We start from the raw sequence: 21,025 nt of genomic DNA, 5'->3' as shown, positions 1-21,025 counted from the left end.
AAAAGGGTGAGCCGCTCACCCTTTTGCTTACTATAGTAATCCGTATCAGGGCATTAGCTCCAGTACATAGGTAGACTTAGGAGCCAGCTGAATGCTGCCTACCACCGAGATGGTCTCGTCCGTGATCACATTGCGGCCTTTGGTCGCGCTCTTGATCCTTTCTGAATAGCGATTAGTCGGAAGACTGTACGCGGTATCACCGGTATTGGAGATGATCATGATGGTCTTGTTATCATCGTACCGGAAGTACGTGTACACATTATTTTCGGGCAGGTACTGCATCAGCTTACCCGAGTGCAGTGCAGGCGTATTTTTGCGGTAGGTAGCCAGCTTCTTCACATAGTTAAAGGCATCGTTTTCGGCCTGGGTACGACCGGCAGCTACAAACTTATTCTCCTGATCGCCGGGGAAACCTCCCGGAAAGTCTCTGCGTACTTCGGCGTCGGAAGGGTTTTTGAAGTTCTTCATCAGGATCTCGGTGCCGTAGTAGAGTTGAGGGATGCCCCGGGTAGTCAGCAACCAGGTAATGCCCATACGGTACTTCTGGATATCCTCTCCCACTACCGACAGGAACCGGTCCATATCGTGGTTGTCCAGGAAGGTGACCAGTTTGGTCGGATCTTCGTACACATAGTCCTGACCGAGCGTCTGGTACAGGCGCTGTACGCCTTCGTTCCAGCCGGGCTTCTGGTTCAGCGCGTCCATCATGGCGAACTGGAGCTGGAAGTCAACCGAGCCGGGCAGATTGCTCTTGAAAGAGAGCTGCAGGTTGTTGCGCTGGAAGTAGGCCTGATTCAGTACGCTGTTCACCCAGTTTTCTCCGAATATGTGCAACCGGGGATACTCTTCCAGTAGGGCCGTGTTGCAGCGGTTCATGAACTCAAGGTCATTGTACATGTAGGTATCAATTCGCCAGGCATCAATGCCAAAGTTCTCGACCGTCCAAATGGCGTGCTGGAGCAGGTAGTTACCTACATAAGGGTTAGACTGATTGAGATCGGGCAGGAAAGGGACAAACCAGCCCTCGGCGGTTACCTTACGGTCTATGTCCGAAGCATAGGGGTCTACCAGCGGCTGATCCTTGTAGGAGGTGTTGGTGTAGGCAGGCCACTGGTGCAGCCAGTCCTTCATGGGCAGATCTTTAATGAACCAGTGGTTGACACCTACGTGGTTGTAGACGGCATCCTGCACTACCTTGATCCCGTTGGCGTGGGCTACTTCCACCAGTTTTTTGTAGGCTGCGTTCCCGCCCAGGCGCTTATCCACCTGGTAGTGATCCGTAAATCCGTAGCCGTGATAGGCGCTCCGCATGGCTCCGCCTTCGTCAGTCAGAGGCTGATCATTTTCGATGATAGGGTTTAACCATAAGGCAGTTACACCCATTTCCTTAAAGTAATCCATGTGGTTGATGATCCCCTGAAGATCCCCTCCGTGGCGCAGGAATGGGTTGCTCCGGTCGGCTTTGGTATCGGCCATGTCCGCGAAGCGGTCATTAGAAGGATCGCCATTAGAAAACCGATCCGGCAGGACCAGGTAAATAAAATCCGACTGATCTACCCCCTGCGCTTTCAGGTCGCTGGTACGAGCCCTTAGCTCATAGGGGACAGCGGTACTGGTCTTTTGTGTGCTGGTACGACGACCTTTTCGGACCTGTACATTCTTAGTCAGTACCAGACTAAAGGTACCGGGGCGGGCATCGGGACCTACCGTCAGATCAACAAACAGGTAGTTGGGATTTTCGACAGTATCGACTTTTTCCAGCCGTACTCCCGGATAATTTACTTCAATAGTACTACCTGCCAGATCTTTTCCGTACAGCAGCAACTGGAGCCTCGGCTCCTTCATTCCCACCCACCAGTTGGTAGGTTCGACACGCCGTACCTGCAGGTTCTGGGCAGAGACTGAACAGTTTAGTAGTACAAAAAGTAATAAAAGGGAGAGAATATTCCTGAACAACACCCGTGAGGTCATTTTCATATTGTTAAGTGATAGCTAAATTGAGTATCAAAATAAAGCATATAGTCTATTTTATCGCAAATTAATCCTGTTTACATTTGATTTCTTAACCTATTTCTAAAATGTTAAAAAAGCTGTCGATATTGGTGCTTTTCTCACCATGGCTCCTGCTCGGAGCCTGTAGTACCAGTAATGATAACCAGTCTAACCAACTTATGGCTACACAAGTACAGGATCACGACAAATTAGTAATCTACCAGATCTTTACCCGCCTGTTTGGCAACCTGAACACCACGAACAAATTCAATGGAACCCGCGATGAAAACGGCGTAGGGAAGTTCAATGATATAACCAATGCTGTGTTAAATGAGCTTAAAACCTTCGGAGTCACCCACGTTTGGTACACCGGCGTTATCGAGCACGCCACCATGACAGATTATACAGATTATGGCATCCAGCAAGACCATCCTCTGATAGTCAAAGGGATAGCCGGATCACCTTACGCCGTTAAAGATTATTACGATGTTAATCCGGACCTGGCAGTGAATGTGAAGGAGCGGATGAAGGAATTTGAAGCCCTGGTCGAGCGCACCCACTCCAATGGCCTGAAGGTACTTATTGACTTCGTTCCCAACCATGTAGCCCGGCAGTACCACTCGGATGCCAAGCCCGCCGGGGTGAAGGATTTCGGAGAAGAGGATAATACTACCGTACCGTTTGCTCCTACTAACAACTTCTACTACATATCAGGTCAGGACTTCCGGGTACCTGAGGGGGTAAAGGCCCCTGTCGAGTTTTCGGCTCCCTACCAGGAAAGCCCCGCCAAGGCTACGGGTAATGACGTGTTCCAGGCCCAGCCTACGATCAACGACTGGTTCGAAACCATCAAGCTCAACTACGGCGTCGACTACCTGAATGGCCGGAGCAAGCACTTTGACCCAATACCCTCGACCTGGCTGAAGATGCGCGATATACTCACCTTCTGGACCCGTAAGGGCGTAGATGGCTTCCGCTGCGACATGGCCGAAATGGTACCGGTGGAGTTCTGGGCGTGGGTGATCCCCGAGATCAAAAAGGTAAACCCGAAGATTATCTTTATCGCTGAAATATATAACCCGGCTGAGTACCACAACTACATCCGCAACGGGCAGTTTACGTATCTGTACGACAAGGTAGGCCTGTATGATGCTGTACGCCGGCTCATGGAAGGCAAAGGTACCGTAGAAGACATCACACGGGTATGGCAGAAAGAATCGGGTGATATAGCCCAGCACATGCTCCGCTTCCTGGAAAACCACGACGAGCAGCGGATTGCTTCCAAGTACTTTGCCGGTGACCCGCTTGCAGCTATTCCGGCCATGACTCTGAGCGCTACCCTGCATACGGGTCCCCTGATGATCTACTTTGGTCAGGAGGTAGGTGTGAATCCTACACAGGCGGAAGGGTTTCAGGGAGAAGACGGTCGCACTACCATTTTTGACTACTGGGGTGTACCGGAGTTTCAGCAGTGGGTCAATGGAGGCAAATTTGACGGGGGTAAGCTTTCTCCTCAGCAGAAAGAGTTGAGAGACTTCTACCAGCGCCTCAACCACTTCGTACTTAATAATGAAGCCATCTACCGGGGCAACTTCTTTGACCTTCAATATGCCAATGTAGATGGACAAAGCTCGGACTACGACAAGACGCGTGTGTACAGCTACCTGCGCTATACAGACGAGCAGAAGCTATTGTGTGTGTATAACTTTGACAAAAGCCGGATAATAAATACTTCGGTACATATTCCGGAAGGGGTAGTCAAAGATTCGCTGGGGCTGGACCTGGCTGCTTCGTATCAGCTCAGGCAGGTATTCCCGGCCAACGATAATGTAAAGGTTGTAACAGGTAGTGCTATGGGCTCTGAGGGAGTACCTGTAAGCCTGCCTCCCATGTCAGTCCGCATATTTGAGATTTCTAAAAAATAATCCACTCTATATATGGCAGTTTCAGCATCTTCCCCCCAGGTGTCACACCGGCAGAAGCCCCGACTCGGCTTCCTTGACATCTGGAACATGAGCTTTGGCTTCCTGGGAATCCAGTTTGGCTTTGCGTTACAAAATGCCAACGTCAGCCGGATTTTTGAAACTCTGGGAGCTAATGTGGATGATATACCCATTCTTTGGGTAGCCGCTCCACTCACGGGCCTGATCATCCAGCCCATCGTCGGGTACTTCAGCGACCGCACCTGGACCCGCCTGGGTCGTCGTCGCCCCTACTTCCTGGCCGGAGCTGTATTGGCATCACTGGCCTTGTTTGTCATGCCCAACTCACCTACCCTCTGGTTTGCCGCGGGTATGCTCTGGATCATGGATGCCTCCATCAATATTACGATGGAACCTTTTCGGGCATTTGTAGGAGACAATCTCCCCTCCGAACAACGTACCACTGGCTTTGCCATGCAGAGCTTCTTTATCGGTACCGGAGCGATCGTAGCTTCCTCCCTGCCCTACATCATGACCAACTGGTTTGATGTACCTAACCAAGCCGGTGAGGGAGTTATTCCTAACTCCGTAAAGTGGTCATTCTACCTGGGAGGTGCGGTGTTCCTGGCGGCAGTGCTTTGGACGGTTGTAAAGTCAAAAGAGTATCCTCCCGAAGAACTGAACAGTTTCGAGGAAAATGCGGAGGAGGCTCATGCAGGTACTTCACCTGCCATCTCTGCGGCTCATTATACGGCTACGGGTAAGAAGCAAATCCGGAAAGGGAGCATCATTACCCTAATAGGACTGGCGCTGACGGTATGGCTATCTACGCAGAATCTCAACAAGGAGCTGTACGTGTTTTCATTAGGTACCGCTATCGTTGGATTGCTTTTTATCGCCTCGGGCTACCTGCAGAAGATCAGCCGCTACGAAAATGGCTTCGTAACCATTATGAATGACTTTGAGAATATGCCTACGACTATGAAGCAGCTGGCAGTTGTGCAGTTCTTCTCGTGGTTTGCCTTATTTGCCATGTGGATATATATGACACCGGCCGTAACAAGCTGGGTATACGGTACCACCGACACCACCTCCAAACTCTATAACGACGGGGCAGATTGGGTAGGTCTTTGTATGGGAATATACAACGGAGTTGCCGCTCTGGTGGCCTTTGGTATACCGGTCCTGGCCCGACAGACAAGCCGTCGCGTCGCGCACCTGGTTTGTCTGGTAGCCGGTGGGGCAAGCTTGCTTTCGATTTATTTCCTATCGGATCCTACCTACCTGATGGTTTCGATGGTAGGCATTGGTATAGCCTGGGCCTCCATTCTCTCGGTACCTTATGCTATGCTGGCCGGTTCACTACCTGCCAGTAAAATGGGCTACTATATGGGTGTATTTAACTTTTTCATCGTAATACCTCAAATTGTAGCGGCAGCACTACTGGGTTTTCTGGTCAAAGTACTATTCGGAGGAGAGCCCATTTATGCGCTTGTGCTGGGAGGTGTATCTATGATACTGGCTGGGTTGCTTAGCCTGCGTGTGAACGATCGCGATTAGAAGCTCATCAGGTAGCGGGGTCAATACTTCTGAAGTACTATATTTTGAGCTGGTAGTTTCCGTGCAGGAGACTACCAGCTCTTTTGTTTTGGGGGCCGGGATGTGTCCCTTCCGTGCAAACCTCAGTTCGTAGAATCAATTGCCCACCAGTAACAGAACTTATTAAATTACCTGACAGGCGAGTTTTCTTTGCTAATTAATTACCTATAAGAATCGTCTCTCGTGTTGTTGGAGTAACATTTTGCTCTTTCTGATGTATAAGTACCTGGAGCAGAGTATTCAGCTGAGAATAAGCCTATAAAGACTGAGTTATATACCAATTTTATAATGCCGATTTGGCATTGTCTTAGGTTTTAAGGTCCTGCTTTCCTATATTAGGGCATCATTAACCAAACATTATTCTGCTTCACGTCCCCTTCTCCACTTCGCTAAAACAATCTGGAATCTTAATTGTATAAATTTCAGATTACTATTACGGGACGCATCTTACTTATGGAAAAGTCTACAACGACCCCAAAAGGGAGGCTAATTTTAGTCGCCTATCGATTACCATTTAAGATTAAAAAGGAAGGCGACACGATCAATCTATTCCAGAACTCAGGTGGTCTGGTTTCGGCAGTACTGTCCTTGGCTCAGGGAAGAGAAAGTACCAATATTCAGTTTCATAGTAAAATACAGTGGGTGGGTTATACAGACAATACCCGTGAAGAACTGGAAGGCCAGGAACTGGAAAACGAAAACTTCAAGGCGCATCCGGTGTTCATTCCCGATGACCTCAACAACGATTACTACGAAGGATTCTGTAACGACCTGCTATGGCCACTGTGCCACTATTTCCCGTCACTTGCCAAATTCGAAGACCGATACTGGGAGGCTTACAAGGAAGCCAACATGCTCTTTTTCGAGAAGCTGTGTGATACCATCCAACCCGACGATACTATCTGGATCCATGATTATCAGCTCATGCTACTCCCTGACCTGATTCGTCAGCGGTTTCCTAACAATAAGATCGGCTACTTCTTCCACATCCCTTTTCCGTCCTTTGAGATATTCAGACTACTTCCACGTCGGTGGCGTGAGGCACTGGTAGACGGACTGCTGGGGGCGGATGTGGTCGGATTCCATACCAACGATTACGTTGAGAGCTTCCTGAAGGCCGTACGGATGATACTGGGCTATGGCAACAAGATGCATTACGTGCACCTAAACAACCGGATCGTAAAGATTGACTCCTTCCCCATCAGTATCGACTATGCTAAGTTTCACGAAGCCTTTGATGATCCGGAAGTTACCCAAATACGGGCTGATGCACGGAATTCCTTAAAGGAAAAGATTATATTTTCGGTAGACCGGCTCGACTACTCCAAGGGGCTGCTGCACCGGCTACATGGGTACGAGCGCTTCCTGGAAACATGTCCTGACTGGCACGCCAAGGTATCTTTTGTGATGGTAGTGGTACCCTCCCGGGATACCATAGAGCAGTACCAGCAAATGAAATCCGAAATAGATCAGACGGTTGGTCGCATCAATGCCATGTATGGTCGTATTGACTGGCAGCCGATCATATATCAGTACCGATCCATGCCCTTTGAAGAATTAGTGGGTATGTACACCGTCAGCGATGTGGCACTCATTACTCCCGTAAGGGACGGGATGAACCTGGTGTGTAAGGAGTACGTCGCCAGCCGAAAGGACCTACGCGGAGTACTTATCCTGAGCGAAATGGCAGGTGCAGCCGCCGAACTGGGAGAAGCCTGTATCATCAATCCAACGGATAATCTGGAGATTGCCACCGCCATCCGAAATGCGCTGGAAATGCCGGTTGAAGAACAGGCAAAGCGCATCAAAGCTATGCAAAACCGGCTAAGTGCGTATGATGTATTTACATGGACCAATGATTTTTTCACCCAAATGACTATGATGGAACAAGAACAAAACAAACTGCGTCAGAACTTCATCACGCAGCAGGATATGAAAGAGATTAGTAACAGCTTTAATGGAGCTTCTAACCGGATATTCTTCTTTGATTACGACGGCACGCTGGTTTCAATCATGCGGGAGCCCTCCGATGCTGTTATCAGTGATGAAATGAAGGAGCTGGTGAATGAATTGGCTAAGTCTAATACCGTAGTTGTCATTAGTGGCCGGGATAAGGCATTCCTCGAAAATGTCCTGGGTAATCTACCCGTACACGTGGTTGCAGAACACGGTGCCCTGGTCAAGACCCGCGAAAGCGGACAGTGGCACCTCAACGAAAGCTACGAAGATGGCTGGAAGGAAAATATCCGTTCCATCCTGGATCTATACGTACAGCGTTGCCCCGGTGCCTTTGTTGAAGAAAAGGAGACATCACTGGCCTGGCATTTTCGGACGGCTGATGATCAACTCTATGCACAAAGAAGGGCGCAAGAGCTAACCTGGCAGCTGAAGAGCTTTATTCAACCAGAAATGCACCTGCAGATCATCGAGGGTAATATGGTTATTGAAGTAAAAAAGACGGCCTTCAATAAAGGAACGGCAGCCCGCATGTTCCTGGATAAAGGGGACTATGACTTTATTATGGCTATGGGAGATGATACGACGGACGAGGATATGTTTGAAGCTTTGCCCGAAACAGCCTATACTATAAAAGTAGGTGATGCCCTATCGGTAGCCCGTAAACATATACGGAACCAGATGGAGGTTATAGATTTGCTAAAATCCATCCGGGATGGTCAGACTATAGCCAGGTAGACCAGCGTTTTTGGTACGTTATGATTTTATTTGATCTTCATTCGCAAATCACATAATCACTATGGTTCGCCCAATTAGTATGTTCATAGTGATCCTGATAGGTATAGGCTATGCCTCCGCCCAGGAAGATATACAGAAGGTATTCCGAAAACGCATGGAACAGCCCGCAGGGGGGACTATGGCCAGTCTGGTACAAAGAATGGCCCGGTCCTTCCTGGGTACTCCTTATGTAGCCTACACACTGGAGGGTAATCCTAAGGAAGTACTGGTATGCCGCTTTGACGGGCTTGATTGCACCACCCTGGTCGAGAATGCCATAGCACTGGCCGTTGCCAGACAAAAAGGGCTGGATTACCCCGGCTTTCAGCAGGAGTTGACCCAACTCCGGTATCGTGATGGTGTGATCAATGGCTATACCTCACGGCTGCATTACTTTGTGGACTGGCTTCACGAAAATCAGGAGCGGGGCCTGTTGACGGATGTTACAGCACAGCTGGGGGGAGTTCCTTATTCCAAGGATATTCACTTTATGTCTAACCATCCGAACCTGTATCCTACTCTGGAATCCGAAGATCAGTGGGAAAAAGTAAAGGAGATAGAAAAGGAAGTCAACTCCCGGAAGTACCACTACATCCCCCAGTATTCTATCCGTAAAGTTGAACCGCTTCTGCGCGATGGCGACATTGTAGGCATTACGTCATCCATTGATGGTCTGGACTGTAACCACCAGGGTATTGTTACCAAGATCGGAACCAGAGCTTATCTCTTACATGCTTCCACCACGGCTCAGAAAGTAGTATTGAGCACTCAGCCCCTGGCTGAGTACGTAGCTTCCATCAAGAAGCATACGGGTATTATCGTAGCCCGCATGGCCGAATAATTCTTCTGCTTTTCTATTGTATGAGTTTAGCTATTATCAAAGAATATATTTTTAACCGGCCTCCCTGGCTCATTTATTTGAGTACAGCCGCGGCAGGACTGGTTGTAGCATGGGTTGTGCTAACGCTAATAAAGTATCTTGCCCACAGACGTAGAAACCGAAAAGGTGGAAGTGTTCTGGGTATAGTGTCGTCCAATACAACCCTTGTACTCTACTTCTTTTTCCCGGTACTATTTCTGACGTTGGTATCGTACTACTATCGGTTTTATTTTCCAAAGGACTTCTGGTTTTTTCCAATATTCAAAATCCTGCTAATAGCAGTAAGTACCTGGCTTATAGTGCGGATAGTAGGTATATTTGAAAAGGTACTACTACTCAACCTGGATCTAAATCAACCAAACAACTACAACGCCCGACGGCTCTACACCAAGGTTCAGTTTATAAGGCGGTTAGTCAATATTTTCGTTGTTGTTATTGGTGTATCCATACTACTGCTAAGTTTTGATCGGGTTCGGCAGTATGGTGTGGGTATACTTACTTCGGCCGGTATTGCCAGTGTTATTCTGGGCTTTGCGGCGCAGAAGACCCTGGCCAACCTCCTGGCTGGTATCCAGATTGCCTTTACTCAGCCCATCAAGATCGACGATGCTGTACTTGTCGAAAATGAATGGGGGCATATTGAAGAGATCAATCTGACGTATGTCGTAGTGAAGCTGTGGGACCTGCGAAGACTGGTATTGCCTATTACCTACTTCATCGAAACACCCTTTCAGAACTGGACCCGCAACCAGGCCAGCATCATCGGTAATGTGCTCCTGTACCTGGACTACCACACGCCGGTTGATAAGCTCAGAGGTAAGTTATTTGAATTAGTAAACAGTAATACGCTGTGGGATGGTGAAGTCTGCAACCTGCAGGTCATAGATACCCAGGCCCAGTTTATAGTTGTGCGGTGTATCATGTCTGCACGCAATGCCGGAGATACATTTAACCTCCGCTGCCAGGTCCGGGAGAAACTGATCGAATACATTCGTACTGAATATCCGGAATCACTACCTGGTTTTCGTGTAACAGGGGTAGTTAATGATGAGATTGTTAAAAACTAAAAAAGCGCTCCCTCAACCAAGGGAGCGCTTTCTAATTATTAACACAACTCAACTAAATCTTATTTACCCGATGGAAAACGCTACCAATCACTTCCAAACGCGCTGCTAATCCTCATTTACCAGGAATCAAGCCATTACGGCTAGTATGCCGTGCCTATTTGGAGAGTATTATCTATATAATTACTCTTAGACCAGGGTACATCAAACTACTTCTGATCCTGAAGTACTTCACGCCTTTCAAGTCGCTTCACTATCCGATACATCATGTAGACAACTATCAAGTGATCAACTTGATACTACAAATTACCTCCTGTATAGTTAAGCTCACATTAAGCTCACATTAAAATCTGATTAAAATTGGGGGAGGGAAACGATGAAAGTACTACCTACTCCGAGGCTTGAATTAACGTGGATCTGCCCCTGGTGCATATCCACAATGCGTTTGACCAAGGCCAGTCCTATCCCGAAGCCATGGGTATTTTGGACAGAAGAAACCCGATAAAATGTGTCGAAGAGCTGGGGCAGATGCTCTTCACTGATCCCTACCCCCTGGTCCTTAAAATGTACCCGTATAGTCTTCTCCTTTACTTCCAGCAGTACCTCTACTTTTCTGTTTTCGGAATACTTACAGGCATTCTCCATCAGATTGGTAAAGGCCGTACGTAACAGGGTTTCGTCGCCTTCAAGCTGCAGATCTTCTTCGTTCTCCGGTATTTCATCATACTGAATCTCTACCTTGTATTCTGCATTCTTCTGCATTACCTGCGTCTGAGCCTGCCACAGCACCTCATCCACCCGGATTTTTCGGAACGAAGTCGAAACGTTTGACTCAGTACGCGCCATCTCTAATAGCCCATTCACTACGCTATTCAGATTCCTGACCTCCTCAAGTACTCGTTTAAGGGTCTCTTCGTACGCCTCTCCCGTACGCTTCTTCATCAGGGTCACCTCCACTTCACCCATAATTACGGACAAAGGAGTACGGAGTTCATGGGAAGCGTGAGAGACAAAGCTTTTTTGAGAAGTGAAGGCCAGCTCAATGCGATTGAGCATGAGATTAAATGTCGCGGCCAATTGATTGAGTTCATCTTTTTCGCGTCCTACCCGCAGCCTGTCGTACAGGTTTCCCGCCGAAATATTATTCACCTGCTTTATAATTTCAGAAACAGGTTTAAGCGCATCCTTCGCAAATAGCCAGCCCGCTCCTCCTACTACCACCAGGCTGATCAGCCAGCCATACGCCAGGATATCCCTCAGTCGGTTGAGCTTATTGAGCCCAATGATATCACTGGCATACGCGACTACCACCCAGGGCTTCTGACCTGGTTCGTGAATATGCCGGATCATAACTACCTCCTTACTATCTTCCCGAAGATGGATCTCGCTCCCTCCACGAACTTGGGCAAGTACTTGCTCTGTTACCGGAAAAGGTACTTTACCGCTATCATAAATTACCGAATCATTGCTATCATATACGGTGATCTCCTCGCCCATCAACACCGTACTGACCTTTTCTTCGATACGTTTAATATCTGAATCTGAAATACCTTCGATGCCTTCAATCAACTGGACAATGGTAGTCGCCCGGTCTTTGAGATAGGAGTAGAACTGCTCTTCACGGTACTGATCATACTGGATATAAATACCGATACGGGTAATGATCATGATCGAGGCTACCAGCAGGGTAAACAGTAGAGTCAGACGAGCCTTGATATTCATTCTGCCTTGAAAATATACCCCATACCTACGACGGTATGAATGAGCTTGGTAGGAAAATCTTTATCAACTTTTTTGCGGAGAAAATTGATGTAGACATCAATGACATTGGTACCCGTATCAAAATGGATATCCCACACTTTTTCGGCTATATCTACGCGTGATACTACCCTGTTCCGGTTTCGCATCAGATACTCAAGCAAGGCAAACTCCTTAGCGGTGAGGTCTATTTGTCTGCCGCCACGTCGGGCTATTCGTTCGTCCAGATTAAGCTCCAGATCAGCTATTTTCAAGATGTGTGACTGTCCGTCTGGTCCTGCCGAACGCTTAGAAAGTACTTTTATGCGGGCTATAAATTCTCTGAATTCAAATGGCTTTACCAGGTAATCATCTGCTCCGGAGTCAAAACCCTGTAGCTTATCCTCAACCGTCCCCAGAGCCGTAAGCATCAGAATGGGGGTAGCGATACCGCTCTGACGGAGTTGCACGGCCAGATCAAATCCATTGATAATGGGCAGGTTCACATCCATTACGATCACATCGTAGGTGTGGGATGAAGCCAGTGACTTTCCCATTCGCCCATCATAAGCTATCTCTACCTCCCAGGTTTGCTCTTCCAGACCTCTCTGAATAAAACTGGCCAGCTTAGGCTCATCTTCAATTACAAGTACTCTCATAAGTGCTTACAGGAAAGGTATCGGCCAAAGTTTAGATAAGGGTACCCGGATGTACAGGTATAGTGATCTGCAATGCAGCAGTACCAGGTACTCGGAAGGTACACAGGTACATTTGACTATACGCTCAACCACTGCAAATAGCAGTAAGTGGTTATACTTTAGCTGATTGTATAGTATACAAAAAAGCCACCCGATACTTCGAGTGGCTTTCCGACATATATCCACACCATTAAAAGAACAGCCTAGGACGGCTGCACTTATCTTGAATACAAAGTTGAAAAAAATTTATTTACAATAATACAACATGTAGTTAAATTTTGATTAAAAAACGTCAAAATCATCATCAAAATTACTATCTCCGCTAAAATTACCAAAGTCATCATCGGCGGGTACACTTAGGGTAAGCGCCTTCTTAAGCAACGATATCTGACCCGCATGATAGAGGTCGTGCTGGATAAGGCCATGAATCATAGTATAGTAGGTATAATCACGGCCGGGAACAATGTCTTCCAGAAACGAATCATTCTGCTTTTTCTCAATTTCACTGACTAATTCTTCCTGCGAAAGGCTTAGTTCCATCTGAAGGGTTTCCCACTCGATCTCATCCACGATCGGAAACGTCTTCCAGTTCTTTTCTTTGGTTTTGATATCAAAGGCCGCATCCCCCTGCAGCTTACGCACCACAAAGATTCGCCAGGTCGTCATATGAAAAACGATCTCGGCGATCGAATGGGTATTGTGGGTTAGTTTTGCCTCCGCCATCCGGGGCGATACTCCTCGTAGTACCTCCACAACCGACGGGCCGTGCCAGGCCTGCTCGCTTTCGTAGGTATCATTCAGCAGATCTATAATGCGTAGAATTTCTTCTTTTGTATCCATAGCTGTAAAAGTCACTCGGTAATAAATTTGTCAAATATACGTATAGCGTACACTTAATAAAAGTATATACACCTACCTTCTCCTTATTCCATTCAAAGACAGGACACTTATTTCATGATTTTAGTATGAACCCCTTATCACACCAACCTGTTACAAAGTTTTTCAAAACGGGAGTATACGAGACGCTGCAAGCGAAGTTTATTGAGGATTTTTTATGTAGTTTTTGTGCAGGTTAGGCCGGTGGTTTTGCAGCCTTGCCCGCTGTATCGTATATTTACACCACTAAATAGATATAACTGATCATGAAGTTAACAAATATACGTTTTGTAACACTGGCGGTCATTGTACTGGCTGCTGCACTTAGCCGACTACTACCCCACCCATTTAACTTTACTCCTATTGGAGCAATGGCTTTGTTTGGAGGCGCTTACTTTACCCGCAAAGCATGGGCTTTCGTAGTACCTCTCCTGGCTATGCTATTAAGCGACTTCATACTGGGCTTCCATAGCTCGATGTGGGCAGTATACGGAGCATTTATCCTTATCGTAGGCTTAGGTATGTTGATGCTTCGCAAAATAACAGTCGGTAGAATTCTGGCAGCCTCTACCCTTTCGTCCGTACTTTTCTTCCTGATCACAAACTTTGCCGTTTGGATGCATCCCGGCAGCCTCTACCCTAAAGATGCTATGGGACTGATAGCCTGCTATGTGGCAGGTCTGCAGTTTTATCAGCAGGATCTTTTTGGCAACCTGTTTCTTAATACAGTGATGGGTGATCTTTTCTTTACAACTCTTATGGTAGGTGGCTTTGAGTGGCTGAAATCCAAAGCTCCGGTACTGGATACAGTTGAAGCCTGATAAAAAACATATTCGGTCAAAAAAGAAGAGTGACCTGGATGGGTCACTCTTCTTTTTTGTAAACTTTCAATTCATTGTACCCACTCTTGGGACAGGGCTCACGCAGGTACTTCACATCCGGCAGCACTCCTAGTACCAGCTCTGCCGTAGTATAAATAAGATTCCCCTCCAGCAGATGCCCGCCGATGGTACGCCCGGTTGAGTCCGAAACAGAAGCATGAAGGTGTGAGCCATGCACAGCCAAAGTACCTACCAGTGAAACAATCTCGAAGTGTCCCGTATAGCGCTCCCCCTGCTCCTGGTTAGCCATGCGCAAGTGTACATGGGTAAGACTACCTACACCCGTCATGATAAAGCCTGCTTCGATATGATTGGCAGTGATGAAAGCGTCCAGCGATTTTTTCAGGTCATCACCGGGCTCGAGACGTATCGAATATACCTGCATGTTCTTACTAGCAACTGGTGTCTGAGCAAAGGCTTTCACAAAATAGGGGTTTAGCAATACCAGAAGGAAAACCCAATAAGAAGATCGCATAGTCAATGAGGAACAAAAATAGCTTTGGGCTTTATCTTTTTTCGGGGTACTCCTCCCCCTTTCTGGAGCTGCAGATTATGTTCAAAAAATTCGAGGGCTCGCTGGATACTTTTATTACGAATAGCTGTAAAATAGGGTTTGCGTCCTTTGTGATGTACTAATCGGGCATCAAGCTTATAGATGGTACCTTCGGGAAAACAGGTTATAGCTTTACGATCACACCTTACTTTCAGTTCGCACGGCACGCGCTGTCCCTCAATGGTTTTTAAAACGGGACGATGGGTGCGTGGATCAAGGTACATTTTGGCAAATACATCCAGAAATACTCTTTTGTCAAATTCTGGCAAATGATCGACCAGTGAAAGTTGCATGTATAGAGGGGTTATCCATGCAAAATTTAAGCAAAATTCTTAAAATACAAGCATCAGAGCATTAAAAATACATTTTTTGGGCAGCCCGGAAGGTATTACAGTGGCCTTCAACAATATGGGAAACACGGGGAGAATACCCTCCCCCCATGGATACTACAACGGGAATACTATACTTTCTACAAGTACTAAAAACAAACTCGTCACGCTGCCGGCACCCATCCACTGAGACTTTGAGATGCCCCAGCTTATCCGTAGCCAGGATATCTACCCCGGAAATATAAAAGGCATAGTCTGGTTGGTGCTGTTCAATAAGCCCTGGTAAAGTCTGTTTCAAAATGGACAGGTACTCCTCATCGCCGATACCGGTAGGTAGAGATATGTCCAGGTCCGATTCTTCTTTATGGAGCGGGTAGTTATCTTTCCCGTGCATGGAAAACGTAAATACCCTTGGCTCATGCCGGAAAATGGCCGCCGTACCGTTGCCCTGGTGTACATCCAGATCTATAATAAGAATTCGTCGGGCCAGCCCCTGTTTCAACAAGTAGTTGGACGCTATGGCCACATCATTTAATAAACAGAATCCCTCTCCCTTATTGGCAAAGGCATGGTGGGTACCTCCGGCTACATTCATAGCGACTCCGTACTGAGAGGCATACCTACAGCAGTCTACCGTCCCCTGCGCTATGATTATTTCACGCCTTACCAGCTGTTCTGACAGGGGAAAACCAATACGGCGAACCATCTTAGGATCCAGCCGCAGGTGTTTAAGATCTTCCCAGTAGGCTAGGTCATGAATATCAGTAATCCACTTTTCATCCAGTTCGCCGGGGCAAAAAAAGTTATCAGGAGTACAGGTTCCTTCGTAAATAAGCTGCTCATGAATCAGCTCGTACTTTATCATGGGAAAGCGGTGCCCTTCGGGTAAGGAATGACTGTAAATAGGGCAAAAAGCTACTTTAAGCATTGAAATGAGGGTAAATTAAGGACTTGGCACAACCTTTTTGCTGTACGAAAGGTCATGTATACACACTACTTTTCAAAAACTGATAAACTTAACCAATGTTAAAAGACAAAGAGAACAGTCCGGTAGTACTTATTACCGGAGGGGCCCAGGGTATAGGCCGCGTGGTCACTGAGCGTCTCCATCACGAAGGGTACCGGGTTTCTGTTCTGGAGTATGATCTGGAAGCCATTGAGGAATGGCGAAAAAGTATTCTTCCGGATGGCATTCACCTCTACCACGGTAACATAGCCAGCGAAAAAGATGTAAAAGCCTGGATAGCCAAAACAGTCTCAGAGGTAGGCAGTCCCAGTCACCTGATCAATAACGCAGCCATCTCGGCTAACAAACCTATCCAAAAGTTGAAGTTGAGCGAATGGAAGGCAGTTATAGATACTAACCTGACGGGTACCTTTCTTTGCTCTAAATACGCGTCACCTTACCTGCAGCGCCACTCGGGTAGTATTATTAATATGAGTTCAACCCGAGCCTTTATGTCCGAGGCGGATACTGAAGCCTATTCGGCTACCAAGGGTGGTATCTCTTCGCTGACCCATGCACTGGCAGTTAGTTTGGGGCCTGAGGTGAGGGTCAATGCTATTAGTCCCGGCTGGATCGAAGTATCCTCTATTCGTAAGAGCTCCGAAGCCAAGCAGGTACGCCTGACCGATGAGGATCATAATCAGCATCCGGCCGGACGTGTTGGTCGCCCGGAGGATATCGCTAACATGATCATATTCCTGTTGGATGACCGTAACAACTTCGTTACAGGTCAGAACTTCGTGGTAGACGGCGGAATGACCCGTAAAATGATTTACGTCTGATGTTCGTTAGTAATTATATAAACAATATTAACATTTATAGTCATGACCATTAAAACAACCTTACTAGCTATACTTCTGGGTGCTTCCCTGATGGCCTGTACCAAGGACCCCCTTAGTGATCTATCTGTTGAAGATTCGCAGGTATTTATAACAAATCGTAATAAGACTGTCAATTTCGACCAATACAAGACATTCAGTATTGTTGACTCTGTGATAGTACTCGGAAACCGCGGCTCAGGTACCTCCCTGTCTGACGTAGATATCCAGGTACTCAACCGGGTAATTGCAAATATGCAGCAGCTTGGTTACAAGTATGTCAATCCCAAAGAGAATCCTGACCTGGGTATCAATGTGGCTCAAATCCGCAACAGCTACCTGAATGTAGTGTCACAGCCGGTATCACCCTATCTGGGTAACTACTGGGGTGGATTCTACGGTGGAGGGTATGGTGGCTATGGGTACGGTTATCCAAGCTACTACTCGTACTATCAGGTCAACGAAAACTACTGGTACCTTGAAATGATAGACTTCAAGAATCCCGACCGTGCCAATCAGAAACTTAATGTTGTATGGAATGCTGAAATACGTGGCTCCGGGCTGTTCGACACCCAAGGGGTCAGCAGCGTCATTGACTCGGTGTTCAGTCAGTCGGATTACTTAGGTATCAGTAAATAATTATCATAAAACAGAATATTGAAATGAGAAGATATATGTCAATAGTAGCGCTGGTCCTGGTCACCTCTGCACAAGTATTAGCCCAGCAAGGTTCAAATTTGTACGATCTGCCGTCTCCTTACGAACGGTATACCCACTATCTGGCTACGGCCCGGGTTGGTGCGGCTATACCTATAGGAGCATTTGCCGATGAATATATAGATAAAGCTTCCGTGCAGAACTACTCCCTTTCGGTAGAATGGATACTTCGCAATAAATTTTCAGTTGGTGGTGAGGTCGGTCAGAATTACTTTCAGCAACGCCTTCCCCGGCAATTATATCAATTAGGAGAGCAGGAAGTATCAGCAGTTCAGACCCGGACCCTTACCCAATACCCGATACAGGGATTTGTCAACTACCATTTTTCTGGCCCAGGTGCTATGGTTCGTCCTTACGTTCAGTTGAGTGCCGGTGGTAGCTTTGTTGACTATACCCTGTACTGGGGCAACCTGTCTGACCAGCAGCAAAAGTTTTCCTTTACCTACGGAGTTGGTGCAGGTACCAGGGTCTTATTTAAGCGGGATGGCTCCATGGGAGTAGATCTGCGGGTTAAGTACAGTCAAACTCCCTTTTCTTATGACTATGTCACGAGTGGAATACCCGCATTGAATGCCTCCGTTGGTTTGTTCTATCGTTGGTGGTAGTAGATAGATTCCCTATCTTCGAGCTATTACCAGGTGGTAATTGAACTCATAAACTGATTCTAACATTTTGTCGATTTTAAGATTGTCCAGACCAACCCTACTTTGGATATTTACATTGGTAGCGATTGGCGTCATGGGTGCATCATGGGTGTGGTATCGCTATGGCCCCTCTGATGCCAGTCGCTATCAGTATGTTCCTCCTGAGCTACCCGTAGCCCGTACCATCACAACCAGTACTGCGGTTTGTGACCTTGAAGTAAGGCGGTATAAGCAGATCGGTACCGAGCTGCAGTTTGAGCTATTTTCCACTCAGGCGGGCTTAGCCCCGTTTACCGTAGAAATTACCCAACGCGGAAAAACGCTACGCTTCCCTTCCCTACCTAACCGGATGGGTGTATGGCTGACCTTACCCAGTGTAAATCTGGCGGACGGAGCGGCAACCATTAATATTAAGAGCGATGGTAAGCCTGGCTGTCAAACTTCCGCTTCATTCAACTACGATTCCAAATTAGCTGCGAGTGCCCTGAATCCCTCCCGGTGGATCCGACACGGCAGTAAGGATGGCTGGCTGGATGTACGCCCGGAGATTAGGGAGAATAAACTATACCTGAGAGACTTTGCAAACTATAACGATGGCCGTACCAGAGTCTACCTGATTGACAACATTATAGTTAATGATCTTGATAAAGGTATCGAAGTAAAGCCCGGCTACCTGTACTCTGTAGTTACCTGCTGGATTGACGCTCCCTACTCAGAATGGTGGAATGAACTCCGCTTCCGAAGCATCCGTCAGCAAAACGTATGGATAGCTCCCAATGCCATCTCAACTACTACTCCCGAGACGGTAGCTTTGACCAAGGTAGAAATTCCTTCCTGGTTTAGTCCTTCCCGTACGTACAATGTGCAGTTTGATACTAAGTTTCCGGAGTTTGATCCTATACCCGGGAAGTTTGCCATGCAGTACCGTCTTAATGCTGATGTGCCGAGTCAAAATTATCTGAAACGTGGTATAACCCATCTACCCCGCTGGGAAGAGACTACAGTCCCCTACGCAAAACAACACTGGACCGAAGGTCCTAGTTTTTTTCATGACAAGGACCAGGCCTGGTTTGGCAGCCTTACTAAACAACAGGTAGAGGAATATGCAGATCGTATCACGCCACTCAATGTTTATGCCTTTGACTTCGAGTTCTGGAATCAGGTATATACACCAGAGGTAAAGCAACGGCTGATCTGGTTTGCCCAAAGGCTCAAGGAGAAGAATCCTTCCATTAATATATTTGACTACTGGGGAGGATCAGCCTACCATAACCGAAACTTCTGGAGCAGCACGGGTATCAAACCAGGTGAGTTTGTTAAAGACTATAAGAGTCCTTCGGCTAATCATAGCAATTTTGATAAGCTCCCCAACGGTGAGTCACTGGCTGACTACATGAATATCACGCATGTAGATATATACCCTAAGGCATTCTTCTATACCAATGAGGACAAAAACACACCGACCAACTACTTAGTACTGTCAGCGCTTCATACCTCACGCATTAATAAGCTGATCTCATTTCAGAAAAACAATAAGGTGGTATGGTTTGGCTGGAATCGGTATATGCCGCTTTACAAAGATCCCTATAATCCGTGGCATGTACAGACCAGCGATCCCAACGGTGAGTTGGTACTTCAGGAGCTCATAACCATGCCAGCCAGTCAGGCACTTGGCTTCTCTCTGTTTTCACTGATCACAAATGATGGGTACTACCTATGGCACGATATGCAACCCTATGGAAGGGGTACTACCAATTACTCCATTGATCCCGATCGTAATATGGTGGAGTGGTATCCGGCAGATGGTCGTATGGGAGTAGAGACATTTAAAAGAAAGCCTAATACCCCCGAATCACCACGCTACTGGGACTATCCGACGGAGTACTTTGTACTAGGCAATTGGATGGCCAAGCAGGTTGAGGATGTACTCCTTGGTGGTACTATTCAAGACCTGCCTTACAAGTTAGATGGGCAGTGGCACCAGCCCCGCCCTGAGCAGGCGGCCCTGTCCGCAATGCAAAAAGATCCGTTTGTAACATCGGTGGTAAAGGGGAATAAAATAGCTGTACTCGCCATTGATAGCTTCCAGGAACCACACCATAACCGCCAGGTACAGATCAGACTACCTAACGGTAAAGAAACTACGATTCAGCTATACGGCAACTGGCCGTCTCTGTATCGCGGACAGTTATAACCGATCAAGAGGTTACCAACCAAAGAGGGCTCGTCCGATATATCGGATGAGCCTCTTTAGTTGGTAATGGTATATCAAAGGCTTATAAACCTGTCATATCCACAATCCCCTCATCTGTATTATCCTGGGCTGCTCTTTCTAACTGCGATACATCATAGGTTTCTGTGGTGGTTCCCTCGTAGCTTCCTGTTCTTTTTTCCGGATCTACGGCCAGGGGCTCACACGTAGCACGCCCTTCTGAAATTTCTAAAATTCGCAAAGTAGGACCACCGGTTTTTACCCGTACAAAATCTCCTACTTTGATATTATCCGTGTTTTGAGACATAGCTGTTGTTGATTAATAAAAGTATATGGTATGGACAGTTTAGTAATTGCTTCTCCT

General features: G+C 47.1%; 18 protein-coding genes. 10 read left to right on the top strand and 8 right to left on the bottom strand.

All coding sequences use genetic code 11. The features are described 5' to 3' along the window. Positions 1–45 precede the first annotated feature (45 nt). Positions 46–1,977 carry a glycoside hydrolase family 13 protein gene (locus tag JUB14_RS22070; protein ID WP_207508994.1) on the bottom strand — a complete coding sequence of 644 codons (1,932 nt, stop codon included), beginning with the start codon at positions 1,975–1,977 and terminating at the stop codon, positions 46–48. A 194-nt stretch (positions 1,978–2,171) separates the two neighbouring features. On the opposite strand from JUB14_RS22070, the gene JUB14_RS22065 reads away from it, so the two are divergent. The 5 genes from JUB14_RS22065 (at position 2,172) to JUB14_RS22045 (ending at position 10,193) form a co-directional block, all read left to right on the top strand. Then, complete coding sequence (locus JUB14_RS22065) at positions 2,172–3,917, top strand: alpha-amylase family protein (protein ID WP_229368127.1); 1,746 nt, start codon at positions 2,172–2,174, stop codon at positions 3,915–3,917. Between the two features lie 12 nt (positions 3,918–3,929). After that, positions 3,930–5,474 carry an MFS transporter gene (locus tag JUB14_RS22060; protein WP_207508992.1) on the top strand — a complete coding sequence of 515 codons (1,545 nt, stop codon included), beginning with the start codon at positions 3,930–3,932 and terminating at the stop codon, positions 5,472–5,474. Between the two features lie 492 nt (positions 5,475–5,966). After that, complete coding sequence (locus JUB14_RS22055) at positions 5,967–8,207, top strand: bifunctional alpha,alpha-trehalose-phosphate synthase (UDP-forming)/trehalose-phosphatase (protein WP_207508991.1); 2,241 nt, start codon at positions 5,967–5,969, stop codon at positions 8,205–8,207. Positions 8,208–8,286: 79 nt separating this feature from the next. Then, the gene (locus JUB14_RS22050) at positions 8,287–9,087 is read left to right on the top strand and encodes an N-acetylmuramoyl-L-alanine amidase-like domain-containing protein (protein ID WP_229368125.1); all 801 of its coding nucleotides are present in this window, start codon (positions 8,287–8,289) and stop codon (positions 9,085–9,087) included. A 20-nt stretch (positions 9,088–9,107) separates the two neighbouring features. Beyond that, positions 9,108–10,193, top strand: a complete 1,086-nt coding sequence (locus JUB14_RS22045; RefSeq protein WP_207508989.1) for a mechanosensitive ion channel family protein — start codon at positions 9,108–9,110, stop codon at positions 10,191–10,193. A 351-nt stretch (positions 10,194–10,544) separates the two neighbouring features. Here JUB14_RS22045 and JUB14_RS22040 read toward each other — a convergent pair whose 3' ends face one another. The 3 genes from JUB14_RS22040 to JUB14_RS22030 all read right to left on the bottom strand — a co-directional run bounded on the left by JUB14_RS22040 (position 10,545) and on the right by JUB14_RS22030 (position 13,465). Beyond that, entirely contained in the window at positions 10,545–11,912 is a 1,368-nt protein-coding gene (locus JUB14_RS22040) for a sensor histidine kinase (protein WP_207508988.1), read from the bottom strand. Next, a complete protein-coding gene (locus tag JUB14_RS22035) occupies positions 11,909–12,586 on the bottom strand; it encodes a response regulator (RefSeq protein ID WP_207508987.1) in 678 nt (225 codons plus the stop codon). Before JUB14_RS22035 ends, JUB14_RS22040 begins: the two co-directional genes overlap by 4 nt. A 321-nt stretch (positions 12,587–12,907) precedes the next feature. Then, entirely contained in the window at positions 12,908–13,465 is a 558-nt protein-coding gene (locus tag JUB14_RS22030; RefSeq protein WP_207508986.1) for a DinB family protein, read from the bottom strand. Between the two features lie 302 nt (positions 13,466–13,767). Between JUB14_RS22030 and JUB14_RS22025 the strand changes: the two genes are divergently transcribed. Next, the gene (locus tag JUB14_RS22025; RefSeq protein WP_207508985.1) at positions 13,768–14,322 is read left to right on the top strand and encodes a DUF6580 family putative transport protein; all 555 of its coding nucleotides are present in this window, start codon (positions 13,768–13,770) and stop codon (positions 14,320–14,322) included. A gap of 43 nt (positions 14,323–14,365) precedes the next feature. Here JUB14_RS22025 and JUB14_RS22020 read toward each other — a convergent pair whose 3' ends face one another. From JUB14_RS22020 to JUB14_RS22010, 3 genes are all read right to left on the bottom strand, one after another. Next, positions 14,366–14,806 (bottom strand): PPC domain-containing DNA-binding protein, encoded by a 441-nt coding sequence (locus tag JUB14_RS22020; RefSeq protein WP_310586184.1) that lies wholly within the window; start codon positions 14,804–14,806, stop codon positions 14,366–14,368. Between the two features lie 53 nt (positions 14,807–14,859). Then, on the bottom strand, positions 14,860–15,228 hold the full coding sequence (locus JUB14_RS22015) for a hypothetical protein (protein ID WP_207508984.1): 369 nt from the start codon (positions 15,226–15,228) through the stop codon (positions 14,860–14,862). A gap of 61 nt (positions 15,229–15,289) precedes the next feature. Then, a complete protein-coding gene (locus tag JUB14_RS22010; RefSeq protein ID WP_207508983.1) occupies positions 15,290–16,192 on the bottom strand; it encodes a histone deacetylase family protein in 903 nt (300 codons plus the stop codon). Positions 16,193–16,287: 95 nt separating this feature from the next. On the opposite strand from JUB14_RS22010, the gene JUB14_RS22005 reads away from it, so the two are divergent. The 4 genes from JUB14_RS22005 (at position 16,288) to JUB14_RS21990 (ending at position 20,643) form a co-directional block, all read left to right on the top strand. Then, complete coding sequence (locus JUB14_RS22005; RefSeq protein ID WP_207508982.1) at positions 16,288–17,052, top strand: SDR family oxidoreductase; 765 nt, start codon at positions 16,288–16,290, stop codon at positions 17,050–17,052. A 42-nt stretch (positions 17,053–17,094) separates the two neighbouring features. Next, on the top strand, positions 17,095–17,727 hold the full coding sequence (locus JUB14_RS22000; RefSeq protein ID WP_229368123.1) for a DUF4136 domain-containing protein: 633 nt from the start codon (positions 17,095–17,097) through the stop codon (positions 17,725–17,727). Positions 17,728–17,750: 23 nt separating this feature from the next. Further along, positions 17,751–18,410, top strand: a complete 660-nt coding sequence (locus JUB14_RS21995; RefSeq protein ID WP_207508981.1) for a hypothetical protein — start codon at positions 17,751–17,753, stop codon at positions 18,408–18,410. A gap of 82 nt (positions 18,411–18,492) precedes the next feature. Continuing rightward, on the top strand, positions 18,493–20,643 hold the full coding sequence (locus tag JUB14_RS21990; RefSeq protein ID WP_207508980.1) for a hypothetical protein: 2,151 nt from the start codon (positions 18,493–18,495) through the stop codon (positions 20,641–20,643). A gap of 82 nt (positions 20,644–20,725) precedes the next feature. On the opposite strand, the gene JUB14_RS21985 is transcribed toward JUB14_RS21990, so the two are convergent. Further along, positions 20,726–20,968 carry a hypothetical protein gene (locus tag JUB14_RS21985; protein WP_207508979.1) on the bottom strand — a complete coding sequence of 81 codons (243 nt, stop codon included), beginning with the start codon at positions 20,966–20,968 and terminating at the stop codon, positions 20,726–20,728. Between the last annotated feature and the right edge of the window lie 57 nt (positions 20,969–21,025).

Source organism: Telluribacter humicola (genome assembly GCF_017355935.1).
GTDB classification, from domain to species: Bacteria; Bacteroidota; Bacteroidia; order Cytophagales; family Spirosomataceae; genus Telluribacter; species Telluribacter humicola.
The sequence above is the reverse complement of the archived record's forward strand: the minus strand, read 5'-3'. Positions and strand labels throughout refer to the sequence as shown.